The organism is Mycobacterium haemophilum DSM 44634 (assembly GCF_000340435.2).
In the GTDB taxonomy this organism is placed as follows: domain Bacteria; phylum Actinomycetota; class Actinomycetes; order Mycobacteriales; family Mycobacteriaceae; genus Mycobacterium; species Mycobacterium haemophilum.
Map to the genome: position 1 here is coordinate 434,320 of NZ_CP011883.2, position 17,051 is coordinate 451,370.

Sequence of the window (17,051 nt, forward strand, 5' to 3'; positions counted from 1 at the left end):
TCCGCGCCGGCGAATCTGATCTAGCGGGGGGGGGGGGGGGGCTGCATCTCGAGCTAGTGCTTTGGAATTCACCGCGGTGACCGTGGCCCGGGCCTGACCGTGGCCACCATGCGCCTGCCTCGGCGATCAGCCGGCCGGGGAGGGCGCAAACGGGATCTAAGCCCGCCCGCTAGGCCGGGTTAATGTCACGATAAAATTGAGTGGAACAGACTCAACCTTGACGGCGTTGAACAACCCGACAAGCATTTTTGACGTACCCCGAATGGAGATCGTCGTGGACTCTTTCAATCCGACCACCAAGACGCAGGCGGCCCTGACTTCGGCGCTGCAGGCCGCGTCGTCCGCAGGTAATCCCGAGATCAGGCCCGCGCATTTGCTGTTGGCGCTGCTCACGCAGAACGACGGGATCGCCGCACCGCTGCTGGAGGCCGTCGGTGTGGAGCCCGCCGCCGTTCGCACTGAGGCGCAGCGGCTGCTGGACCGGCTACCCCAGGCCAGCGGCTCCAGCTCGCAGCCGCAGTTGTCGCGCGAGTCGCTGGCTGCCATCACCACCGCTGGACAGCTGGCGACCGAGATGGACGACGAGTACGTGTCCACCGAGCACCTGATGGTGGGGCTGGCCACGGGCGACTCCGATGTCGCGAAGCTGCTGACCGGGCACGGCGCCTCGCCGCAGGCGTTGCGCGAGGCGTTCGTCAAGGTGCGTGGCAGTGCCCGAGTCACCAGCCCCGATCCCGAGTCCACCTATCAAGCGTTGGAGAAGTACTCCACCGACCTGACCGCCCGGGCGCGCGAGGGCAAACTCGACCCGGTTATTGGGCGCGACAACGAGATTCGTCGTGTCGTGCAGGTGCTGTCCCGTCGCACCAAGAACAACCCGGTGCTCATCGGCGAGCCCGGTGTCGGCAAGACCGCGATCGTGGAGGGCTTGGCTCAGCGCATCGTCGCCGGCGATGTGCCGGAGAGCCTGCGCGACAAGACCGTGGTGGCGCTGGATCTCGGGTCGATGGTGGCCGGTGCCAAGTATCGCGGCGAGTTCGAGGAACGACTTAAGGCCGTGCTCGACGACATCAAAAACTCCGCCGGCCAGATCATCACGTTTATTGACGAGTTGCACACCATTGTCGGAGCCGGTGCGACCGGTGAGTCGGCGATGGATGCCGGCAACATGATCAAGCCGATGCTGGCCCGTGGCGAACTGCGTCTGGTCGGTGCCACCACGCTCGACGAGTACCGCAAATACATCGAGAAGGATGCCGCGCTGGAGCGGCGTTTCCAGCAGGTCTTCGTCGGCGAGCCGTCGGTCGAGGACACCGTCGGCATCCTGCGTGGCCTCAAGGACCGCTACGAGGTGCACCACGGTGTGCGCATCACCGACTCTGCGCTGGTGGCCGCGGCCACGCTGTCCGACCGCTACATCACCGCCCGCTTCCTGCCGGACAAGGCCATCGACCTGGTCGACGAGGCGGCCAGCCGGTTACGCATGGAGATCGACTCGCGGCCCGTCGAGATCGACGAGGTCGAGCGGCTGGTGCGTCGCCTCGAGATCGAAGAGATGGCGCTGGCCAAAGAAGAGGACGAGGCCTCCAAGGAGCGCTTGGCGAAGTTGCGCGCGGAACTGGCCGATAAGAAGGCCGAGCTAGCAGTGCTAGTCACGAGGTGGCAGAACGAGAAGAACGCGATCGACATTGTCCGCGAACTCAAGGAACAGCTGGAGACGTTGCGTGGCGAGTCCGAACGCGCCGAGCGCGACGGTGACCTGGCCAAGGCAGCCGAACTGCGCTACGGGCGCATCCCCGAGGTGGAAAAGAAGCTCGACGCGGCAGCTCCGACCGCGAGGGCTCAAGAAGCTCAAATGCTCAAGGAAGAGGTCGGTCCCGACGACATCGCCGACGTGGTGTCAGCGTGGACCGGCATCCCGGCCGGCCGGTTGTTGGAGGGCGAGACCGCCAAGCTGCTGCGGATGGAGGACGAGCTGAGCCGCCGGGTGGTCGGACAGAAAAATCCTGTGCAGGCTGTATCCGATGCGGTGCGGCGCTCTCGGGCCGGGGTCGCCGACCCCAACCGGCCGACCGGATCGTTCTTATTCCTCGGCCCCACCGGCGTCGGCAAGACCGAGCTGGCCAAGGCGCTGGCCGACTTCCTGTTTGATGACGAACGCGCCATGGTCCGCATCGACATGAGCGAGTACGGCGAAAAGCACTCGGTGGCCCGTCTGGTGGGTGCGCCGCCCGGCTACATCGGCTACGACCAGGGCGGTCAGCTCACCGAGGCGGTGCGCCGGCGGCCCTACACGGTGGTGCTGTTCGATGAGGTCGAAAAGGCCCACCCGGACGTCTTCGATGTGCTGCTGCAGGTGCTCGACGAAGGCCGGCTCACCGACGGGCAGGGTCGCACGGTCGACTTCCGCAACACGATCCTCATTTTGACCTCCAACCTGGGGTCGGGCGGCAGCGACGAGCAGGTGATGGCGGCGGTGCGCGCGGCGTTCAAGCCGGAGTTCATCAACCGCCTCGATGACGTACTGATCTTCGACGGACTCAACCCCGAAGAGCTGGTGCGGATCGTCGACATTCAGCTGGAGCAGCTGGGCAAGCGGCTCGCGCAGCGGCGGCTGCAGCTGGAGGTGTCGATGCCGGCTAAACGCTGGTTGGCACAGCGCGGATTCGACCCGGTCTATGGCGCCCGGCCATTGCGCCGACTGGTGCAGCAGGCAATCGGCGATCAATTGGCCAAAATGCTGCTGGCCGGCGAGGTACACGACGGGGACGTGGTTCCGGTCAATGTGAGTCCGGGCGGCGACTCGCTCGTCCTGGGCTGAGCCAGATGGTGGCGACCCGCTTCGCCCGGCTCGGCCGCGCTCGCGATCGCCACGACCTGTGACTGGGTTGTGACCTGCTCGGGTTCTCTATTCCGGCCGCACAGCAGATACCCTTCTTGGGATGGTCCCGCTTTGGTTCACGCTCTCCGCGCTGTGCTTCGTCGGCGCGGTGGTGCTGCTTTACGTCGACATCGATCGACGCCGCGGACGCAGCAGACGCCGTAAATCGTGGGCGCGATCGCACGGATTCGACTACGAACGCGAATCCACCGAGATCCTGCAGCGGTGGCAGCGCGGCGTGATGTCGACGGTGGGCGATGTTCCCGCGCACAACGTCGTGTTGGGTCAGATCCGCGGTGAGGCGGTGTACATCTTCGACCTCGAGGAAGTCGCGACGGTGATCGCGCTGCATCGCAAGGTGGGCACCAACGTCGTGGTCGACCTGCGGCTCAAGGGGCTTAAAGAGCCACGAGAGAGCGACATCTGGCTGCTGGGTGCGATTGGGCCGCGGATGGTGTACTCCACCAATCTGGACGCGGCTCGGCGGGCCTGCGACCGGCGCATGGTCACCTTCGCGCACACCGCACCTGACTGCGCCGAGGTGATGTGGAACGAACAGAACTGGACGCTGGTCAGCATGCCGATCGGCAGCACGCGCGCCCAGTGGGATGAGGGCCTGCGCACCGTGCGCCAATTCAACGATCTGCTGCGGGTATTGCCGCCGCTGCCCGCCGAGACCCCGCAGGAAGCGGGAGCATCGGCCCGCAACGCGGCACCGAGCCGTCCGTTGGCGCCGGCCGGCCGGGCGGAGTTGCCGCCGGCCAGGGGCGTCGAGTCGGATGTCGCCGGGTTGCTGGGCTCGGATGTTCAGGCCGGTCGACCCGCTGAACCTATTCGCCGTGACGAGGGTCGCTGGGACGGCATCCGACGCCCACCGTCGGTGGGACGCAACGGCCATCAGGCCACGAACTACCAATACTGACAGCGCGCCGGGCGTGGCCCGGGACAGGCCCGGGACGGATAGGCCCCGCTCAGTACACTGTCGCTCATGCCCCGCCCCGCCGCCCTGATCACTGGGCCCACGTCCGGGATCGGCGCCGGCTACGCGCGACGCTACGCGCGCGACGGCTACGACGTGATTCTGGTCGCGCGCGATGTCGACCGGTTGACGCAATTGGCGGATGAGCTGCAGTGCGAAGCCGGGTGTACCGAAATTTTGCCTGCGGACCTTTCCGATCCCGCCGACCGCGACAAAGTCGCCGACCGGCTCCGCGCGGGTGTTCGGGTATTGGTGAACAACGCCGGCTTCGGCACGTCCGGCGAATTCTGGACGGCGGATCCGGCCCTGCTGCAGGCCCAGCTCGACGTCAATGTGACCGCGGTGATGCACCTGACTCGCGCGGCGCTGCCGGCCATGCTCAACGCTGGCAGCGGCACCGTCGTCAATATCGCCAGCGTTGCCGGGCTGTTGACCGGCCGCGGGTCGACCTATTCGGCGTCTAAGGCCTGGGTGATCGCTTTCAGCGAAGGCCTGGCCGGCGGGTTGAAGGGCACCGGCGTGGGTGTCCATGCCGTCTGCCCGGGGTTCGTGCACACCGAATTCCACGCCCGGGCCGGGATCGACATGGCCAAGCTGCCGTCGTTCATGTGGCTCGAGGTCGACGACGTGGTTAGCCAGAGCCTGGCCGACATCGCGCGCGGCAAGGTGATCAGCATTCCGGGCCTGCAATACAAGGCGCTTGTCACCGCGGGGCGAATGATTCCGCGGAGTCTGCTGCGTGCCGTAAACAAACGAGTAGGAGGCGGCCGTGGCAGAACCTGACCGGCAGGAGTTGGCTGATCTGGTGCGTCGGCTGTCGGTAGTGCACGGGCGTGTCACGCTGTCGTCGGGCAAACAGGCCGACTACTACGTCGATCTGCGCCGCGCCACCTTGCACCACCGGGCCTCCGCGCTGATCGGCCGGCTGATGCGTGAACTCACCGAAGACTGGGACTACGCGGTGGTCGGTGGCCTGACCCTGGGCGCCGACCCGGTCGCGACCGCCATCATGCACTCGCCCGGGCGTCCGATCGACGCGTTCGTGGTCCGTAAATCCGCGAAAACCCATGGTCTGCAACGTCTTATCGAGGGATCCGAGGTCTCTGGTCAGCGCGTGTTGGTGGTGGAGGACACGAGTACGACCGGCGCCTCGGCACTGACAGCGGTGCGTGCGGTGCAAGACGCGGGTGGCGACGTGGTCGGCGTGGCCACCGTGGTGGACCGTGCTACCGGCGCCGCCGAGGCCATCAAAGCGCAAGGACTGCTGTACCGCAGCGTGTTGGGCCTTGCCGATCTGGGGCTGGAGTAGTTCCTAGCTCGGCGACGATGCAGAGCGAAGCGATGAGGAGGAGCCGGGCCATCCAACCCAGCGGGATTATGGTGCGTGCTTTCGTCGCCATGGTCGCCATGGTCGCCTGTCTGGCGGGCTGCTCGGGCCCGAACCATGTCGGTCGTCCCTATGGTGCCCAGGGCGCGCGGATCGGCGAATCGCTGGCATTGCTGGGCTGGAACATAGCGGTGTCGAATCTGCGGTGGGGCGGCGACTACGTGCTGATCGATGTCTCAGCTAGTTTGGCGGACCCGACGGATCCGCACGCCCCGCACGCCAAACCCGAGGACATCCGGTTCGGGCTCTACGGTGCGCTTGCCCACCCGATGGAGTCCACCGGACTGGGCAGCTGCGAGAGCGAGCTGGCCCGCGTGCCCGATGTTGCCTCGCCGTTGTCGGCGCCTGCCAACCGGCTCACCGGCACGGTCTGCCTGGGCCCGCTGCAGGACCGAAGTGCCGTCCGCGGGGTGTACGGCTACTCGCCGCGCGACCGGATTCCCAACACTGCGGCGGCCTATCCGGCGGCATTTCCGGTGGGGCTGTTGCCGACAAACCCGAACGACACCGGTCTGGTGGTCAAGACCGCCAGCCTGTCGGCTTGGCGCGCTGACGGCGCCCCAATTACCAAAGCGCAACTCGGCGACCCGGGGGCATTCACCGGCGACGGCTACATGCTGCTTGGGCTTGTCGCCGACGCTATTGCGGCCCGATATCGCGACGACTCCGTCTCCCGCGGTGGCCCGATGATGCTGCTCGCTTCGCCGACCTTGCCCGGCCGGGGACTCAACCCGGCTTGCGCGGCGTATGGCTCGTCGGTGCTGATCTTGCCCGACGCGTCGTTGGATGCGGTGCGCATCAACGCGTCACTGTGCACCCAGGGCGAGATCAACCAGGCGTTGCTGTACGCGACGGTGGCGCTTGCCGGGACGCACGCCGGGGTGTGGACCGTCCGGTGAATGAACTAGGGCCTACCGAATGGGGGACATCGGCCGGCGGTGTCGGCCCCTGGGTCGGTGACCTCCCGGATGACCCGCGGTATGACCCAGCCTTGTTACGGGACGGCGATACTCGCAATGTTGTCGACGCCTACCGCTACTGGACCCGCGAAGCGATCATTGTCGATATCGATAAGCGCCGCCACCCCTTGCAGGTGGCGATCGAGAACTTCGGTCACGACGCCAACATCGGCTCGGTGGTGCGCACCGCCAACGCGTTCGCCGTTGACACCGTGCACATCGTTGGGCGTCGGCGCTGGAACCGGCGGGGCGCCATGGTGACAGACCGCTACCAGCGGTTGTGTCATCACGACAGCACCGCCGAGCTGCTGGACTTCGCGGCGGGCGCCGGCTTGACCGTGGTCGCGGTGGACAACGTTCCGGGGGCGGCGCGCCTGGAACAGACCACGTTGCCGCGGCAGTGTCTGTTCGTGTTCGGTCAGGAAGGCCCCGGCATCACCGACGACACCCGGGCGGGCGCGGCGATGACCGTGTCGATCGCCCAGTTCGGCTCGACCCGCAGCATCAACGCCGGTGTCGCCGCCGGGATCGCGATGCATGCCTGGATCAGGCAGCACGCGGACCTGTCCCGCGCCTGGTGAACGCGTCGAGTGTGCACTGACGGCGTCGAGTGTGCGCTGACGGCGGGATTTCGGCGATTTCCCGCCCTGGACGCACATTCAACGCCGCTAGCTCCACAAGGTGACGTGTACCTTCGGGCGAAACCGGGTCACTCCGACGCCGGTTCCTCGGATCATCGCCTGGATGCATCGCGGGGTGATGATGAAGCGAACCAATTCGGACACGGCGGGTTGGCGCATCGATGGAGCCAGGGTCATCGCACACCACTCGCCTGACCTATCCAGACCAGGACCCGTCAGGTGCGCCAACCGCCTGGCCGCGAGGTCCTTGGCGACCGCAAAGCCAATAGTCAACGTGGCACCACCGACTCGCTGCACCTCCTCGAGGGCCGCTGCGTCGCTCTGGAAGATGCGCTGCCTCGACTCCGGAATTGCCAAGCTGCGCAACATGGTTGCAATCTCGCCGTCCACGCTTCCGGCCGACGGGCCCAGCATCCACTGCTGATGGCGCAACAGCGTGGGTGTCGGCGCACCCGCAGCCAACGGGCTATCCGGCGCTACCACGGTGATGATCTGATACTTCAGGAAGGGCCGCACGAAGATTGAGCTGTCGGAGCCGATCGTACTTACCGTACTTTCGCTGGCTGGGCCGATCGCAATGTCGACGGCGCGTGAGCAGATCAGGTCGCGAAATCGGCTCGTCGGATGGACGCTCAACTCGACAGATAGGTCGTCGGCTCGTGACGAGAAGAGCTCAATCAGCCCCGGGGCGGCATGTTCGGCGAAGGTGGTGGACGCCGCGATACGCAGCAACCGGCGCCCGTGGGCGGCCTCGGTGACCTCGATCGCGGTTTGCTGTTGCAGACCCAGGATTTCCACCGCGCGGCTGGCCAGCCGCAGCCCGCCGGGCGTGAACGCCAGCCCGGCGCCCGTCCTGATGAACAACGGGTCGTCAAGTTCCTTGCGCAGCGCCGCGACATGCATGGACACCCCGGCGTCGGAAACGCCCAGTTCCGCGGCGGCCGCTCGCACCGAACCCAACCGCACCACCGCCGAATAGGCTCGAAGTTGAGCCGGAGTCATGACTGTGAGCCTACTTTGGGATTCGTGCGTGACGTGCTTGCCGAGCTGATCTCGATCTGGCGTGCCGGTGACACCGCGGGGCTTGCCACGGTGGTCCGAACATTCCATTCGGCGCCGCGACCGCCAGGGGCTTCGATGGTGGTCGCGCCGGACGGTTCGGTGAGCGGGTCGGTGTCGGGGGGATGCGTGGAAGGCGCGGTGTACCAGCTGGCCACCGAGGTGGTGCAGATGGGAACACCACGGCTGGAACGCTATGGGGTGAGCGACGACGATGCCTTCGCGGTGGGCCTGACCTGCGGCGGCATCATCGACGTTTTCGTCGAATCCATGTCGCGGGTGACATTTCCGGAACTGGGCTCGGTCGCCAACGACATCGGCGAGCACCGGCCGGTCGCGGTCGCGACCGTCATCGCCCACCCTGACCCGCAGTGGGTTGGCCGCAGGCTCGTCGTCCGGCCGGCTCCGAACATACCCGTGGCGGGATCACTGGGTTCGGCTCGCGCCGACGCCGCGGTGACCGACGATACGCGTGGCCTGCTCGCGGTCGGGCGCAGTGAGGTCCTTAAATACGGCCCCGATGGGCAGCGTCTCGGCGAAGGCATGGAGGTTTTCGTATCCAGCTACAGCCCTCGCCCGCGGATGCTGGTATTCGGCGCGATCGACTTCGCTGCTGCCCTCGCGCAGCAGGGGTCGTTCCTCGGCTACCGAGTCACCGTCTGCGATGCGCGCGCGGTGTTCGCCACGTCGGCACGCTTTCCGACTGCCGACGAGGTCGTCGTCGACTGGCCCAACCGGTATCTCGCCGCCCAGGCCGAGGCGGGCGCCATCGACGAGCACACGGTGATCTGCGTGCTCACCCATGACCCGAAGTTTGACGTCCCCGTGCTCGCGGTGGCGCTGCGCCTGCCCCGCGTCGGATATGTGGGGGCGATGGGATCGCGTCGGACCCATGACGACCGGACGACCCGGCTGAAAGAGGCGGGACTGACCGACGCCGAGCTAAGTCGGTTGTCCAGCCCGATCGGACTAGACCTTGGCGCGCGCACCCCGGAGGAGACAGCGGTCTCGATCGCGGCCGACATCATCGCCCGACGCTGGGGCGGCGGGGGCCGTCCGCTGACCGAAATCGTCGGCAGCATTCACCATGACGCGCAGGTAGAAGGCGAATTAAAGGATCACTTAACTCGATATTGACGGCCATTCAGCAGGCGGCCGACACTGACGGAATGCAAGTGCCTGGGCCCTTTGAATATGAACGTGCTACCAGTGTTGACCACGCCATCGGACTCCTGGATCGGCTGGGGGAAGGTGCGCGAGTGGTTGCCGGCGGGCACAGCCTGCTGCCCATGATGAAGCTGCGCATCGCCAACCCCGAGTACCTCGTCGATATCAACGACCTGGCGCTCGAGCTTGGATATGTGATCACCGATCCGACCCTGGTGCGCATTGGCGCCATGACCCGGCACCGCGAACTGCTGGAGTCGCACCGCTTGGCGGCCGTGTGCCCAATCTTTCGGGACGCCGAACGGGTGATCGCCGACCCGGTGGTTCGTAATCGCGGGACCTTGGGCGGTTCACTCTGCCAGGCAGATCCGGCCGAGGACCTGTCGACGGTGTGCCTGGTGCTGGGTGCGGTGTGTCTGGCGCGCGGACCGTCGGGTGAACGCGAGATAGCCATCGATGACTTTCTAGCCGGGCCATACGAGACCACGCTCGCCTTCAATGAGATGCTCGTTGAAGTACGGATCCCAGTGCGGCACAAGACGTCCAACGCCTACGCGAAGGTGGAGCGGCGGGTTGGCGACTGGGCGGTCACGGCAGCAGGAGCGGCCATCACCTTGGACGGTGACTCGATAGTGGCTGCCCGGGTGGGGTTGACCGCGGTGAATCCCGACTGGGCCGCCTTAGCCGAGATCTCGGGGGCGCTAGTCGGCCAGCCCGCCACCAAGCAGGTGTTCGCCGAGGCGGGTCGGCAAGTCAGCGACGCCTGCGATCCGGTGACCGATGTCCGCGGGACCGCCGAGTACAAGCGGCACCTGGCCGCTGAGCTAACCATCCGCACGCTGCGCACGGCGGCCGAACGCGTGCGCAACCAGCCTGCGCCGGAAGGAAATTAAGGCGATCGCAAGCGCGGCGAAGCCGGGCGCAGCGGGTCGCCGCCAAAAAGGAGAAGGCGATGCAGATAAACATCACCGTCAACGGCGAGCAGGTGACCGCCGAGGTCGAACCGCGGATGCTGCTGGTGCATTTTCTGCGTGATCAGTTGCGGCTCACCGGAACTCACTGGGGTTGTGACACCAGCAACTGCGGAACCTGCGTCGTCGAGGTGGATGGGGTACCGGTGAAGTCGTGCACCATGCTCGCCGCGATGGCATCCGGGCACAGCGTCCGGACCATAGAAGGGCTAGCGGGACCAGACGGCTCTCTCGACCCGGTGCAGGAAGGGTTCATGCGCTGCCACGGGCTGCAGTGCGGCTTTTGCACACCAGGAATGATGATCACCGCCCGCGCCCTGCTGGACCGCAACCCCCACCCCGACGAGCAGACCATCCGGGAGGCGATCTCCGGGCAAATCTGTCGGTGCACCGGATACACGACGATCGTACGGTCTATCCAATGGGCCGCGCAGCACTCCAAGACAGAGGCGGTCAGCTCATGACGACCATCGAGTCCCGGCCACCTTCACCCGAAGACACTGCGGATAACGACCAAAAGCCGTGTGGCCACGGCCGGATGCTGCGCAAAGAGGATCCGCGATTCATCCGCGGCCGCGGCACCTACGTCGACGACGTCGCGCTGCCGGGCATGCTGCACCTGGCGATCCTGCGCTCGCCGTATGCGCACGCCCGCATCGTCGGCATCGATGTGACTGCGGCCCTTGCACATCCGAAGGTCAAAGCGGTGGTGACCGGCGCCGACCTGGCCGAAAAAGGTCTGGCCTGGATGCCGACGCTAGCCAACGATGTGCAGGCCGTGCTGGCCACCGACAAGGTGCGTTTCCAGGGCCAGGAGGTGGCGTTCGTCGTTGCCGAGGACCGGTATTCGGCCCGGGACGCGCTGGAACTAATCGATGTGGATTACGACCCGCTGGATCCGGTCGTGGATGTTCGCACGGCGCTGGACCCGTCGGCTCCGGTAATCCGCACCGACCTGGACGGCAAGACCGACAACCACCTCTTCGACTGGGAGACCGGCGACGCGGCGGCTACCGAGGCGGTATTCGCGAAGGCCGATGTCGTCGTGAAACAGGAGATCGTCTACCCCCGGGTGCACCCGGCGCCAATGGAAACCTGCGGTGCGGTAGCCGATCTGGATCCGGTCACCGGCAAGCTGACGCTGTGGACCACCTCGCAGGCGCCGCACGCACACCGCACGGTGTACGCGTTGGTCGCTGGCTTGCCCGAACACAAGATCCGGGTGATCTCACCCGACATCGGCGGTGGGTTCGGCAACAAGGTGCCGATCTATCCCGGCTACGTGTGTGCGATCGTGGGCTCGCTAGTGCTGGGCAAGCCGGTTAAGTGGATGGAGGACCGCAGCGAGAATTTGACCTCCACCGGGTTTGCGCGCGACTACATCATGGTCGGCGAGATCGCCGCCACCCGCGACGGCAAGATTCTGGCGATCCGGTCCAATGTGCTGGCCGATCATGGGGCGTTCAACGGTCAGGCTGCGCCCTTGAAATATCCGGCCGGGTTTTTCGGGGTGTTCACCGGTAGCTACGACATCGAGGCCGCCTACTGCCACATGACCGCGGTGTACACCAACAAGGCACCTGGCGGGGTGGCCTACGCGTGCTCGTTCCGGATCACCGAAGCGGTGTACTTTGTGGAACGGCTGGTGGACTGCCTGGCGTTCGAGTTGAAGATGGATCCGGCCGAGCTGCGGCTGCGAAACTTGTTGCGGCCTGAGCAGTTTCCGTATAAGAGCAAGACCGGCTGGGTGTATGACTCGGGCAATTACGAGGCCACCATGCGTAAGGCCATGGACATGATCGGCTATCAGGCATTGCGCGCCGAGCAACGGGAGCGGCGCGCGCGTGGCGAGCTAATGGGTATCGGGATGTCCTTTTTCACCGAGGCCGTCGGCGCCGGCCCGCGTAAGGACATGGACATTCTCGGCCTCGGCATGGCCGACGGCTGCGAGCTGCGGGTACACCCAACGGGCAAAGCCGTGGTGCGGCTTTCGGTGCAGACCCAGGGTCAGGGCCACGAGACGACGTTCGCCCAGATCGTTGCCGAGGAGCTGGGTATCCCGCCCGACGACATCGACGTGGTGCACGGCGACACCGACCAAACACCGTTCGGGCTAGGCACCTACGGCAGCCGGTCGACTCCGGTGTCGGGTGCGGCCGCCGCCCTGGTCGCCCGCAAGGTGCGCGACAAGGCGAAGATCATCGCCTCAGGCATGCTGGAAGTATCGGTCGCCGACTTGGAGTGGGAGAAGGGTTCGTTCCACGTTAAAGGTGACCCGTCGGCGTCGGTGACGATCCAGGACATCGCGATGCGCGCGCATGGGGCGGGCGATTTACCCGAGGGCATCGAGGGCGGCTTGGACGCCGAGGTCTGCTACAACCCGGAGAACCTGACCTACCCGTACGGGGCGTATTTCTGTGTGGTGGACGTTGATCCGGGCACCGCGGTGGTCAAGGTGCGGCGCTTCCTGGCGGTCGACGACTGCGGCACCCGCATTAACCCGATGATCATCGAGGGCCAGGTACACGGCGGCATCGTCGATGGTATCGGGATGGCGTTGATGGAAATGATCGCCTTCGATGAGGAGGGCAACTGCTTGGGCGGGTCGCTGATGGACTACCTGATCCCGACCGCGCTCGAGGTGCCGCATCTAGAGACCGGGCATACTGTGACACCCTCGCCGCACCACCCGATCGGCGCGAAGGGAATCGGCGAATCGGCCACCGTCGGGTCGCCGCCGGCGGTGGTGAACGCGGTGGTGGATGCGTTGGCGCCGTTCGGGGTTCGTCATGCCGATATGCCGTTGACACCGTCGCGGGTCTGGGAGGCCATGCAAGGCCGTGCCAGACCGCCGATCTAGAGGCTGTCAATGACGATCAGCGAGCGCGTTCAGCAGTTGGTGGCGGCCCGGACACCGTTTGTGCACGCGACCGTGGTGCGGGCCCAGCCGCCTACCTCGTCATATCCTGGTGCCGAAGCAATTCTGTTGGCGGACGGGACAATCGAGGGATTCATCGGCGGCCAGTGCGCGCAGAATTCCGTCCGCAAGGCAGCGCTGGGGGTGCTGCAGGCAGGCGAAAGTGTATTGCTGCGGGTGCTTCCCGACGGGGACGTGCACTTTCCAGAAGCCCCTGGCGCCTGTGTGGTGGTCAACCCGTGCCTATCCGGCGGGTCGCTGGAGATCTTTCTGACGCCCCAGCTGCCGGCCCCGTTGATCCAGATCTACGGAGCCACACCCATCGGCGACGCCCTGGCCCAACTGTGCGAGGTAGTCGGTTACGACGTTCGGCGCGACAGCGATCTAGCCGGCAGCGCCGCAGTGGTGATCGCCAGCCATGGTGGTCCGGAAGCCGAAATTATCCGCGCCGCATTGGATAACGATGTCAGATATATCGGTCTGGTGGCCAGCAAGGTGCGCGGTGCGTCGATTGTGAATGGGCTCGAACTCTCCGCGGCCGAGAGGTCCCGCATCCACACCCCGGCCGGATTGGCCATCGGCGCCAAGACCCCGGCGGAGATTGCGGTGTCGATCGCCGCTGAACTCATCGCTGCCCTCCGTGGAGGCAGCCTGATCGTGCCTGCTCCCGAGGAAGCCGACGCATGACCGCCCGGCGGGTCACCGGTGTTGTTCTCGCGGCCGGCGGTTCCAGTAGGTTAGGTACACCCAAACAGCTTCTGCCATATCGTGATACGACCGTGCTCGGAGCTAGTCTCGATATTGCTCGCGGCGCGGGATTCGACCAGCTCATCGTTACTCTGGGTGGCGCTGGCCAAGCGGTGCGTGCTGCGGTACCGCTAGACGGAGCCGACGTGGTGACCGTCAACGACTCTGGGAATGGGTGTTCGGGCTCGCTGCGCGCCGCGCTGCAGCGGGTGGACCCGCAGGCCGCAGGAATCGTGCTGATGCTCGGCGATCAGCCGCGGGTAGATCCCGCAACTGTGCGGCGGCTGGCGGCTGAAGGACCGGTCACCGGCATCATGGTCTGCCGCTACGACGACGGCATCGGGCATCCGTTCTGGTTGAGCCGCAGCATGTTCAGCGAACTCGGCCACCTGCACGGCGACAAGGGGGTCTGGAAACTGGTGGAATCGGGGCGCCACGAGGTGCGCGAACTCGCGGTCGATGGTCCCATCCCGCTTGACGTCGACACCTGGGACGACTACCAGCGACTGGTGGAGTCGTCGTGATGTTCGCTGACACCGACGAGGTGATCCGCCGGTTTGATACGCAGGATTACCTGCTCGACGCCGGCACCGCATCGGCGATCTATCTGGCGGTCAGTTTGGGTCGGCCGCTGCTGCTGGAAGGCGAGCCTGGCGTCGGTAAGACGACGGCGGTGAAAACTCTTGCAGCGGTGCTGAATACCAAGTTGATCCGGCTGCAGTGTTACGAGGGGTTGACCGCGAACGAGGCGCTGTATGACTGGAATTACCAACGCCAGCTGCTGTCGATCCGGCTGGCCGAGGCGCGCGGTACGGGTAGCTCGGATATCTCGGAAGCAGATCTCTACACCGAGACCTACCTGGTGGATCGGCCCATCCTGCAGTGCGTGCGGCATCGTGGTCCGACACCTCCGGTGCTGTTGATCGATGAAATCGACCGTGCTGACGACGAATTCGAGGCGTTGCTGCTAGAGTTCCTCGGTGAGTCCACGGTCACCGTGCCGGAGCTGGGCACCTTTGTCGCTGAGCGCCCGCCGATCGCGGTGCTCACGTCCAACCGCAGCCGAGACCTCCATGACGCGTTGCGGCGACGTTGCCTGTACCACTGGATCGACTACCCGGAGCCATCCCGGGCTGCCGCGATTGTCCGCCGGACGGTACCCGGAGCAACTGCGCCGTTGATTGAGAACTCTACCCAATTTGTCAGCAGCGCACGCGATCTCGATCTTGACAAGCCGCCCGGGGTGGCCGAGACCATCGATTGGGTTGCCGCACTGGTGTCGCTCGGTGTCGCGGACCTCGCCCCGCCTGATTCGGTCGAGTCTGCACTGGCCAGTTTGGGGGCGCTGGCCAAGACACCTGACGACCGTACCCTGATTCGTAACGCCTTTATCGAGTACAGCCGCACCTGAGAGGACGCGCCGGATGAAGATCGCCAACCAGTTCACCGTTAGTGCGCCGATCGAGCAGGCCTGGGATGTGCTGTCTGACCTGGAGCAGGTGATCCCGTTGATGCCGGGGGCACAGCTGATCGGCCACCAGGGTGACGACTATCTCGGCAAGGTCAAGGTCAAGGTCGGGCCGGTCACCAGTGAGTTCAGTGGCAAGGTGCGTTTCGTCACGCAGGACCGCGACCAGCACCGCGCGGTCATCGACGGTAAGGGCAAGGAGTCGCGCGGCACCGGCAACGCGGCCGCCACGGTCACCGCCCAGCTACGCGAAGCGGGAGAGCACACCAACGTCACCGTTGACACCGATCTAAAGATTGTAGGCAAGCTGGCCCAATTCGGTAGCGGCATGCTGCAGCAGGTGTCGGAGAAACTGCTGGGCCAGTTCGTGGAGTCGCTGGAAGCGAAACTGGCGGCGCAGAGCGCGCCGAGCGCCAGCAGCCCGTCGACCGCGGAAAGCCCGGTGAGCACCACTGATAACGTACCCCGCGCCCAGGCCCCGGCCGCCGAGCCCGCTCCCATCGATCTGCTGCAGCTCGCCGGTGGTGGCCAACTCAAGAAGTACGCCGCCGCAGCGCTGGTGGTGCTCGCCGTGCTACTGCTGATCCGGGTGTTGCGTCGCCGGGATTAAACCGGGGCTGAGCCGCCATGAGTACCCCCTTGTTGTTTCGGGCCGTCGATTTGGCGACGTTCGCAGCTGCCCTAGTGGCGCGGCTGCGCAACGCGGGAGTGCTGGTATCTGCCAGCGGCCCAGCGGATTTCGTGCAGGCGCTGCGGCATTTGGCGCCACCGACCCCGTCGGCGCTGTATTGGGCTGCCAGGCTGACGTTGGTCAACCGGATGGACGATCTCAGCGCCTTCGACGTGGTGTTCGCCGCGGTGTTCGGGGTCGTCGAGCCTAACGGCGCGACAGGTCCCGATTCGCGGTCGCCCGTCCCTGGTCCTCACACACCGGCGGCCGGCACGGTGCATCGCGTCGACGGCCGATCCAGTGCCCGCCAAGTCCACGAAGCCCAGCGATTGCCGTGGGTCACTCGGAGCGTCACCGATCACGACGACACCACCGGCGCGAGTCTGCAACTGCCCGATGTGCTGCCCAGCCGCATTGCCGCACGAGCCGACGAGCCGTTTGATCGGTTCGATCCCGAAGATCTGCGGTTGCTCGGTTCCTGGCTGGAGGGATCGGTACAGCGCTGGCCCCGACGCCGCAGCTTGCGGTCTGAGCCTAGTCCACACGGCAAAAGGATCGACTTACGAGCGACCATGAACGCCTCGCGGGTGACCGGCTGGGAAGCGGTGACGTTGGCCCGAACACGGCCTCGGCGACGGCCCCGGCGCGTCGTCCTGGTCTGCGACGTGAGCCGCTCGATGCAGCCCTATGCCGCGATCTATCTACACCTGATGCGAGCGACGGTGCTGCGTCAGGCCCGGATCCGCCCCGAAGTCTTCGCTTTTTCGACCTCGCTGACCCGGCTCACCCCGGTGCTGTCCCACCGCTCGGCCGAGGTGGCGCTGGATCGGGCCAACGCAAAAGTGACCGACCGGTACGGGGGCACGTTCATCGGCCGCAGTATCGCCGCCCTGCTGACGCCGCCCCATGGCAACGCGCTGCGCGGCGCGATGGTGATCATCGCCTCCGACGGCTGGGACAGCGATTCCCCCGACGTGCTCGAGCACGCGCTGGCCAGGCTGCGCCGCCGCGCCGAGTTGCTGGTGTGGCTCAACCCGCGTGCGGCGCACAGCGAATTCCAGCCGCTTGCCGGTTCGATGGCGGCTGCGCTGCCGTATTGCGATCTGTTCCTGCCGGCGCACTCGATCAGCGGACTGCGCCGGTTGCTGCTGGCGCTGGCGGGCGATCGGCCCGCTCTGGGAGTCATCCGACGCTGAGTACAGTTA

At 66.0% G+C, this 17,051-nt stretch carries 16 protein-coding genes; 15 read left to right on the forward strand and 1 reads right to left on the reverse strand.

Features of this window, described 5'->3' with window-relative positions:
- Positions 1 to 274 precede the first annotated feature (274 nt).
- From clpB to B586_RS02035, 6 genes are all read left to right on the forward strand, one after another.
- A complete protein-coding gene (gene clpB / locus B586_RS02010; protein ID WP_054880765.1) occupies positions 275 to 2,821 on the forward strand; it encodes an ATP-dependent chaperone ClpB in 2,547 nt (848 codons plus the stop codon).
- Between the two features lie 121 nt (positions 2,822 to 2,942).
- Complete coding sequence (gene ttfA / locus B586_RS02015; RefSeq protein WP_047313765.1) at positions 2,943 to 3,803, forward strand: trehalose monomycolate transport factor TtfA; 861 nt, start codon at positions 2,943 to 2,945, stop codon at positions 3,801 to 3,803.
- A 66-nt stretch (positions 3,804 to 3,869) separates the two neighbouring features.
- Positions 3,870 to 4,643 (forward strand): SDR family NAD(P)-dependent oxidoreductase, encoded by a 774-nt coding sequence (locus B586_RS02020; protein WP_054878849.1) that lies wholly within the window; start codon positions 3,870 to 3,872, stop codon positions 4,641 to 4,643.
- Positions 4,630 to 5,169, forward strand: coding sequence for an orotate phosphoribosyltransferase (gene pyrE, locus B586_RS02025; protein WP_047313824.1), 540 nt, complete (start codon positions 4,630 to 4,632; stop codon positions 5,167 to 5,169). Before B586_RS02020 ends, pyrE begins: the two co-directional genes overlap by 14 nt.
- Before the next feature lie 68 nt (positions 5,170 to 5,237).
- Positions 5,238 to 6,146 (forward strand): hypothetical protein, encoded by a 909-nt coding sequence (locus B586_RS02030; protein ID WP_211141605.1) that lies wholly within the window; start codon positions 5,238 to 5,240, stop codon positions 6,144 to 6,146.
- Positions 6,143 to 6,787, forward strand: a complete 645-nt coding sequence (locus B586_RS02035; protein ID WP_054880763.1) for a TrmH family RNA methyltransferase — start codon at positions 6,143 to 6,145, stop codon at positions 6,785 to 6,787. The genes B586_RS02030 and B586_RS02035 overlap by 4 nt, the downstream gene beginning before the upstream one ends.
- An 87-nt stretch (positions 6,788 to 6,874) precedes the next feature.
- On the opposite strand, the gene B586_RS02040 is transcribed toward B586_RS02035, so the two are convergent.
- On the reverse strand, positions 6,875 to 7,849 hold the full coding sequence (locus B586_RS02040) for a LysR family transcriptional regulator (protein ID WP_047313763.1): 975 nt from the start codon (positions 7,847 to 7,849) through the stop codon (positions 6,875 to 6,877).
- Between the two features lie 24 nt (positions 7,850 to 7,873).
- Between B586_RS02040 and B586_RS02045 the strand changes: the two genes are divergently transcribed.
- From B586_RS02045 to B586_RS02085, 9 genes are read left to right on the forward strand one after another with little or no spacing between them, the layout of a single operon-like run.
- Positions 7,874 to 9,043, forward strand: coding sequence for an XdhC family protein (locus B586_RS02045; protein WP_054878848.1), 1,170 nt, complete (start codon positions 7,874 to 7,876; stop codon positions 9,041 to 9,043).
- Positions 9,044 to 9,075: 32 nt separating this feature from the next.
- Positions 9,076 to 9,966, forward strand: a complete 891-nt coding sequence (locus tag B586_RS02050) for an FAD binding domain-containing protein (protein ID WP_047313761.1) — start codon at positions 9,076 to 9,078, stop codon at positions 9,964 to 9,966.
- Between the two features lie 59 nt (positions 9,967 to 10,025).
- Positions 10,026 to 10,508: a (2Fe-2S)-binding protein gene (locus B586_RS02055; RefSeq protein WP_047313760.1), complete on the forward strand. Its 483-nt coding sequence runs from the start codon at positions 10,026 to 10,028 to the stop codon at positions 10,506 to 10,508.
- Positions 10,505 to 12,904 carry an aerobic carbon-monoxide dehydrogenase large subunit gene (locus tag B586_RS02060; protein ID WP_054878847.1) on the forward strand — a complete coding sequence of 800 codons (2,400 nt, stop codon included), beginning with the start codon at positions 10,505 to 10,507 and terminating at the stop codon, positions 12,902 to 12,904. Before B586_RS02055 ends, B586_RS02060 begins: the two co-directional genes overlap by 4 nt.
- Positions 12,905 to 12,913: 9 nt before the next feature.
- A complete protein-coding gene (locus tag B586_RS02065) occupies positions 12,914 to 13,648 on the forward strand; it encodes an XdhC family protein (RefSeq protein ID WP_054878846.1) in 735 nt (244 codons plus the stop codon).
- On the forward strand, positions 13,645 to 14,232 hold the full coding sequence (locus B586_RS02070) for a nucleotidyltransferase family protein (protein WP_054878845.1): 588 nt from the start codon (positions 13,645 to 13,647) through the stop codon (positions 14,230 to 14,232). The genes B586_RS02065 and B586_RS02070 overlap by 4 nt, the downstream gene beginning before the upstream one ends.
- Complete coding sequence (locus B586_RS02075; protein WP_156166294.1) at positions 14,229 to 15,119, forward strand: AAA family ATPase; 891 nt, start codon at positions 14,229 to 14,231, stop codon at positions 15,117 to 15,119. Before B586_RS02070 ends, B586_RS02075 begins: the two co-directional genes overlap by 4 nt.
- A gap of 13 nt (positions 15,120 to 15,132) precedes the next feature.
- Positions 15,133 to 15,786, forward strand: a complete 654-nt coding sequence (locus B586_RS02080) for an SRPBCC family protein (protein WP_047313755.1) — start codon at positions 15,133 to 15,135, stop codon at positions 15,784 to 15,786.
- A 17-nt stretch (positions 15,787 to 15,803) separates the two neighbouring features.
- Positions 15,804 to 17,042 carry a vWA domain-containing protein gene (locus tag B586_RS02085; protein ID WP_054878844.1) on the forward strand — a complete coding sequence of 413 codons (1,239 nt, stop codon included), beginning with the start codon at positions 15,804 to 15,806 and terminating at the stop codon, positions 17,040 to 17,042.
- The last annotated feature ends 9 nt before the right edge of the window (positions 17,043 to 17,051 follow it).

Excerpts from the sequence above, each read along its gene's own strand:
- B586_RS02060 (WP_054878847.1), top strand. The coding sequence starts at position 10,505 with ATGACGACCATCGAGTCCCGGCCACCTTCACCCGAAGACACTGCGGAT.
- B586_RS02065 (WP_054878846.1), top strand. The coding sequence starts at position 12,914 with ATGACGATCAGCGAGCGCGTTCAGCAGTTGGTGGCGGCCCGGACACCG.
- B586_RS02070 (WP_054878845.1), top strand. The coding sequence starts at position 13,645 with ATGACCGCCCGGCGGGTCACCGGTGTTGTTCTCGCGGCCGGCGGTTCC.
- B586_RS02085 (WP_054878844.1), top strand. The coding sequence starts at position 15,804 with ATGAGTACCCCCTTGTTGTTTCGGGCCGTCGATTTGGCGACGTTCGCA.
- B586_RS02040 (WP_047313763.1), bottom strand. The coding sequence starts at position 7,849 with ATGACTCCGGCTCAACTTCGAGCCTATTCGGCGGTGGTGCGGTTGGGT.
- B586_RS02055 (WP_047313760.1), top strand. The coding sequence starts at position 10,026 with ATGCAGATAAACATCACCGTCAACGGCGAGCAGGTGACCGCCGAGGTC.
- ttfA (WP_047313765.1), top strand. The coding sequence starts at position 2,943 with ATGGTCCCGCTTTGGTTCACGCTCTCCGCGCTGTGCTTCGTCGGCGCG.
- B586_RS02050 (WP_047313761.1), top strand. The coding sequence starts at position 9,076 with ATGCAAGTGCCTGGGCCCTTTGAATATGAACGTGCTACCAGTGTTGAC.
- B586_RS02080 (WP_047313755.1), top strand. The coding sequence starts at position 15,133 with ATGAAGATCGCCAACCAGTTCACCGTTAGTGCGCCGATCGAGCAGGCC.
- B586_RS02020 (WP_054878849.1), top strand. The coding sequence starts at position 3,870 with ATGCCCCGCCCCGCCGCCCTGATCACTGGGCCCACGTCCGGGATCGGC.
- B586_RS02030 (WP_211141605.1), top strand. The coding sequence starts at position 5,238 with ATGGTGCGTGCTTTCGTCGCCATGGTCGCCATGGTCGCCTGTCTGGCG.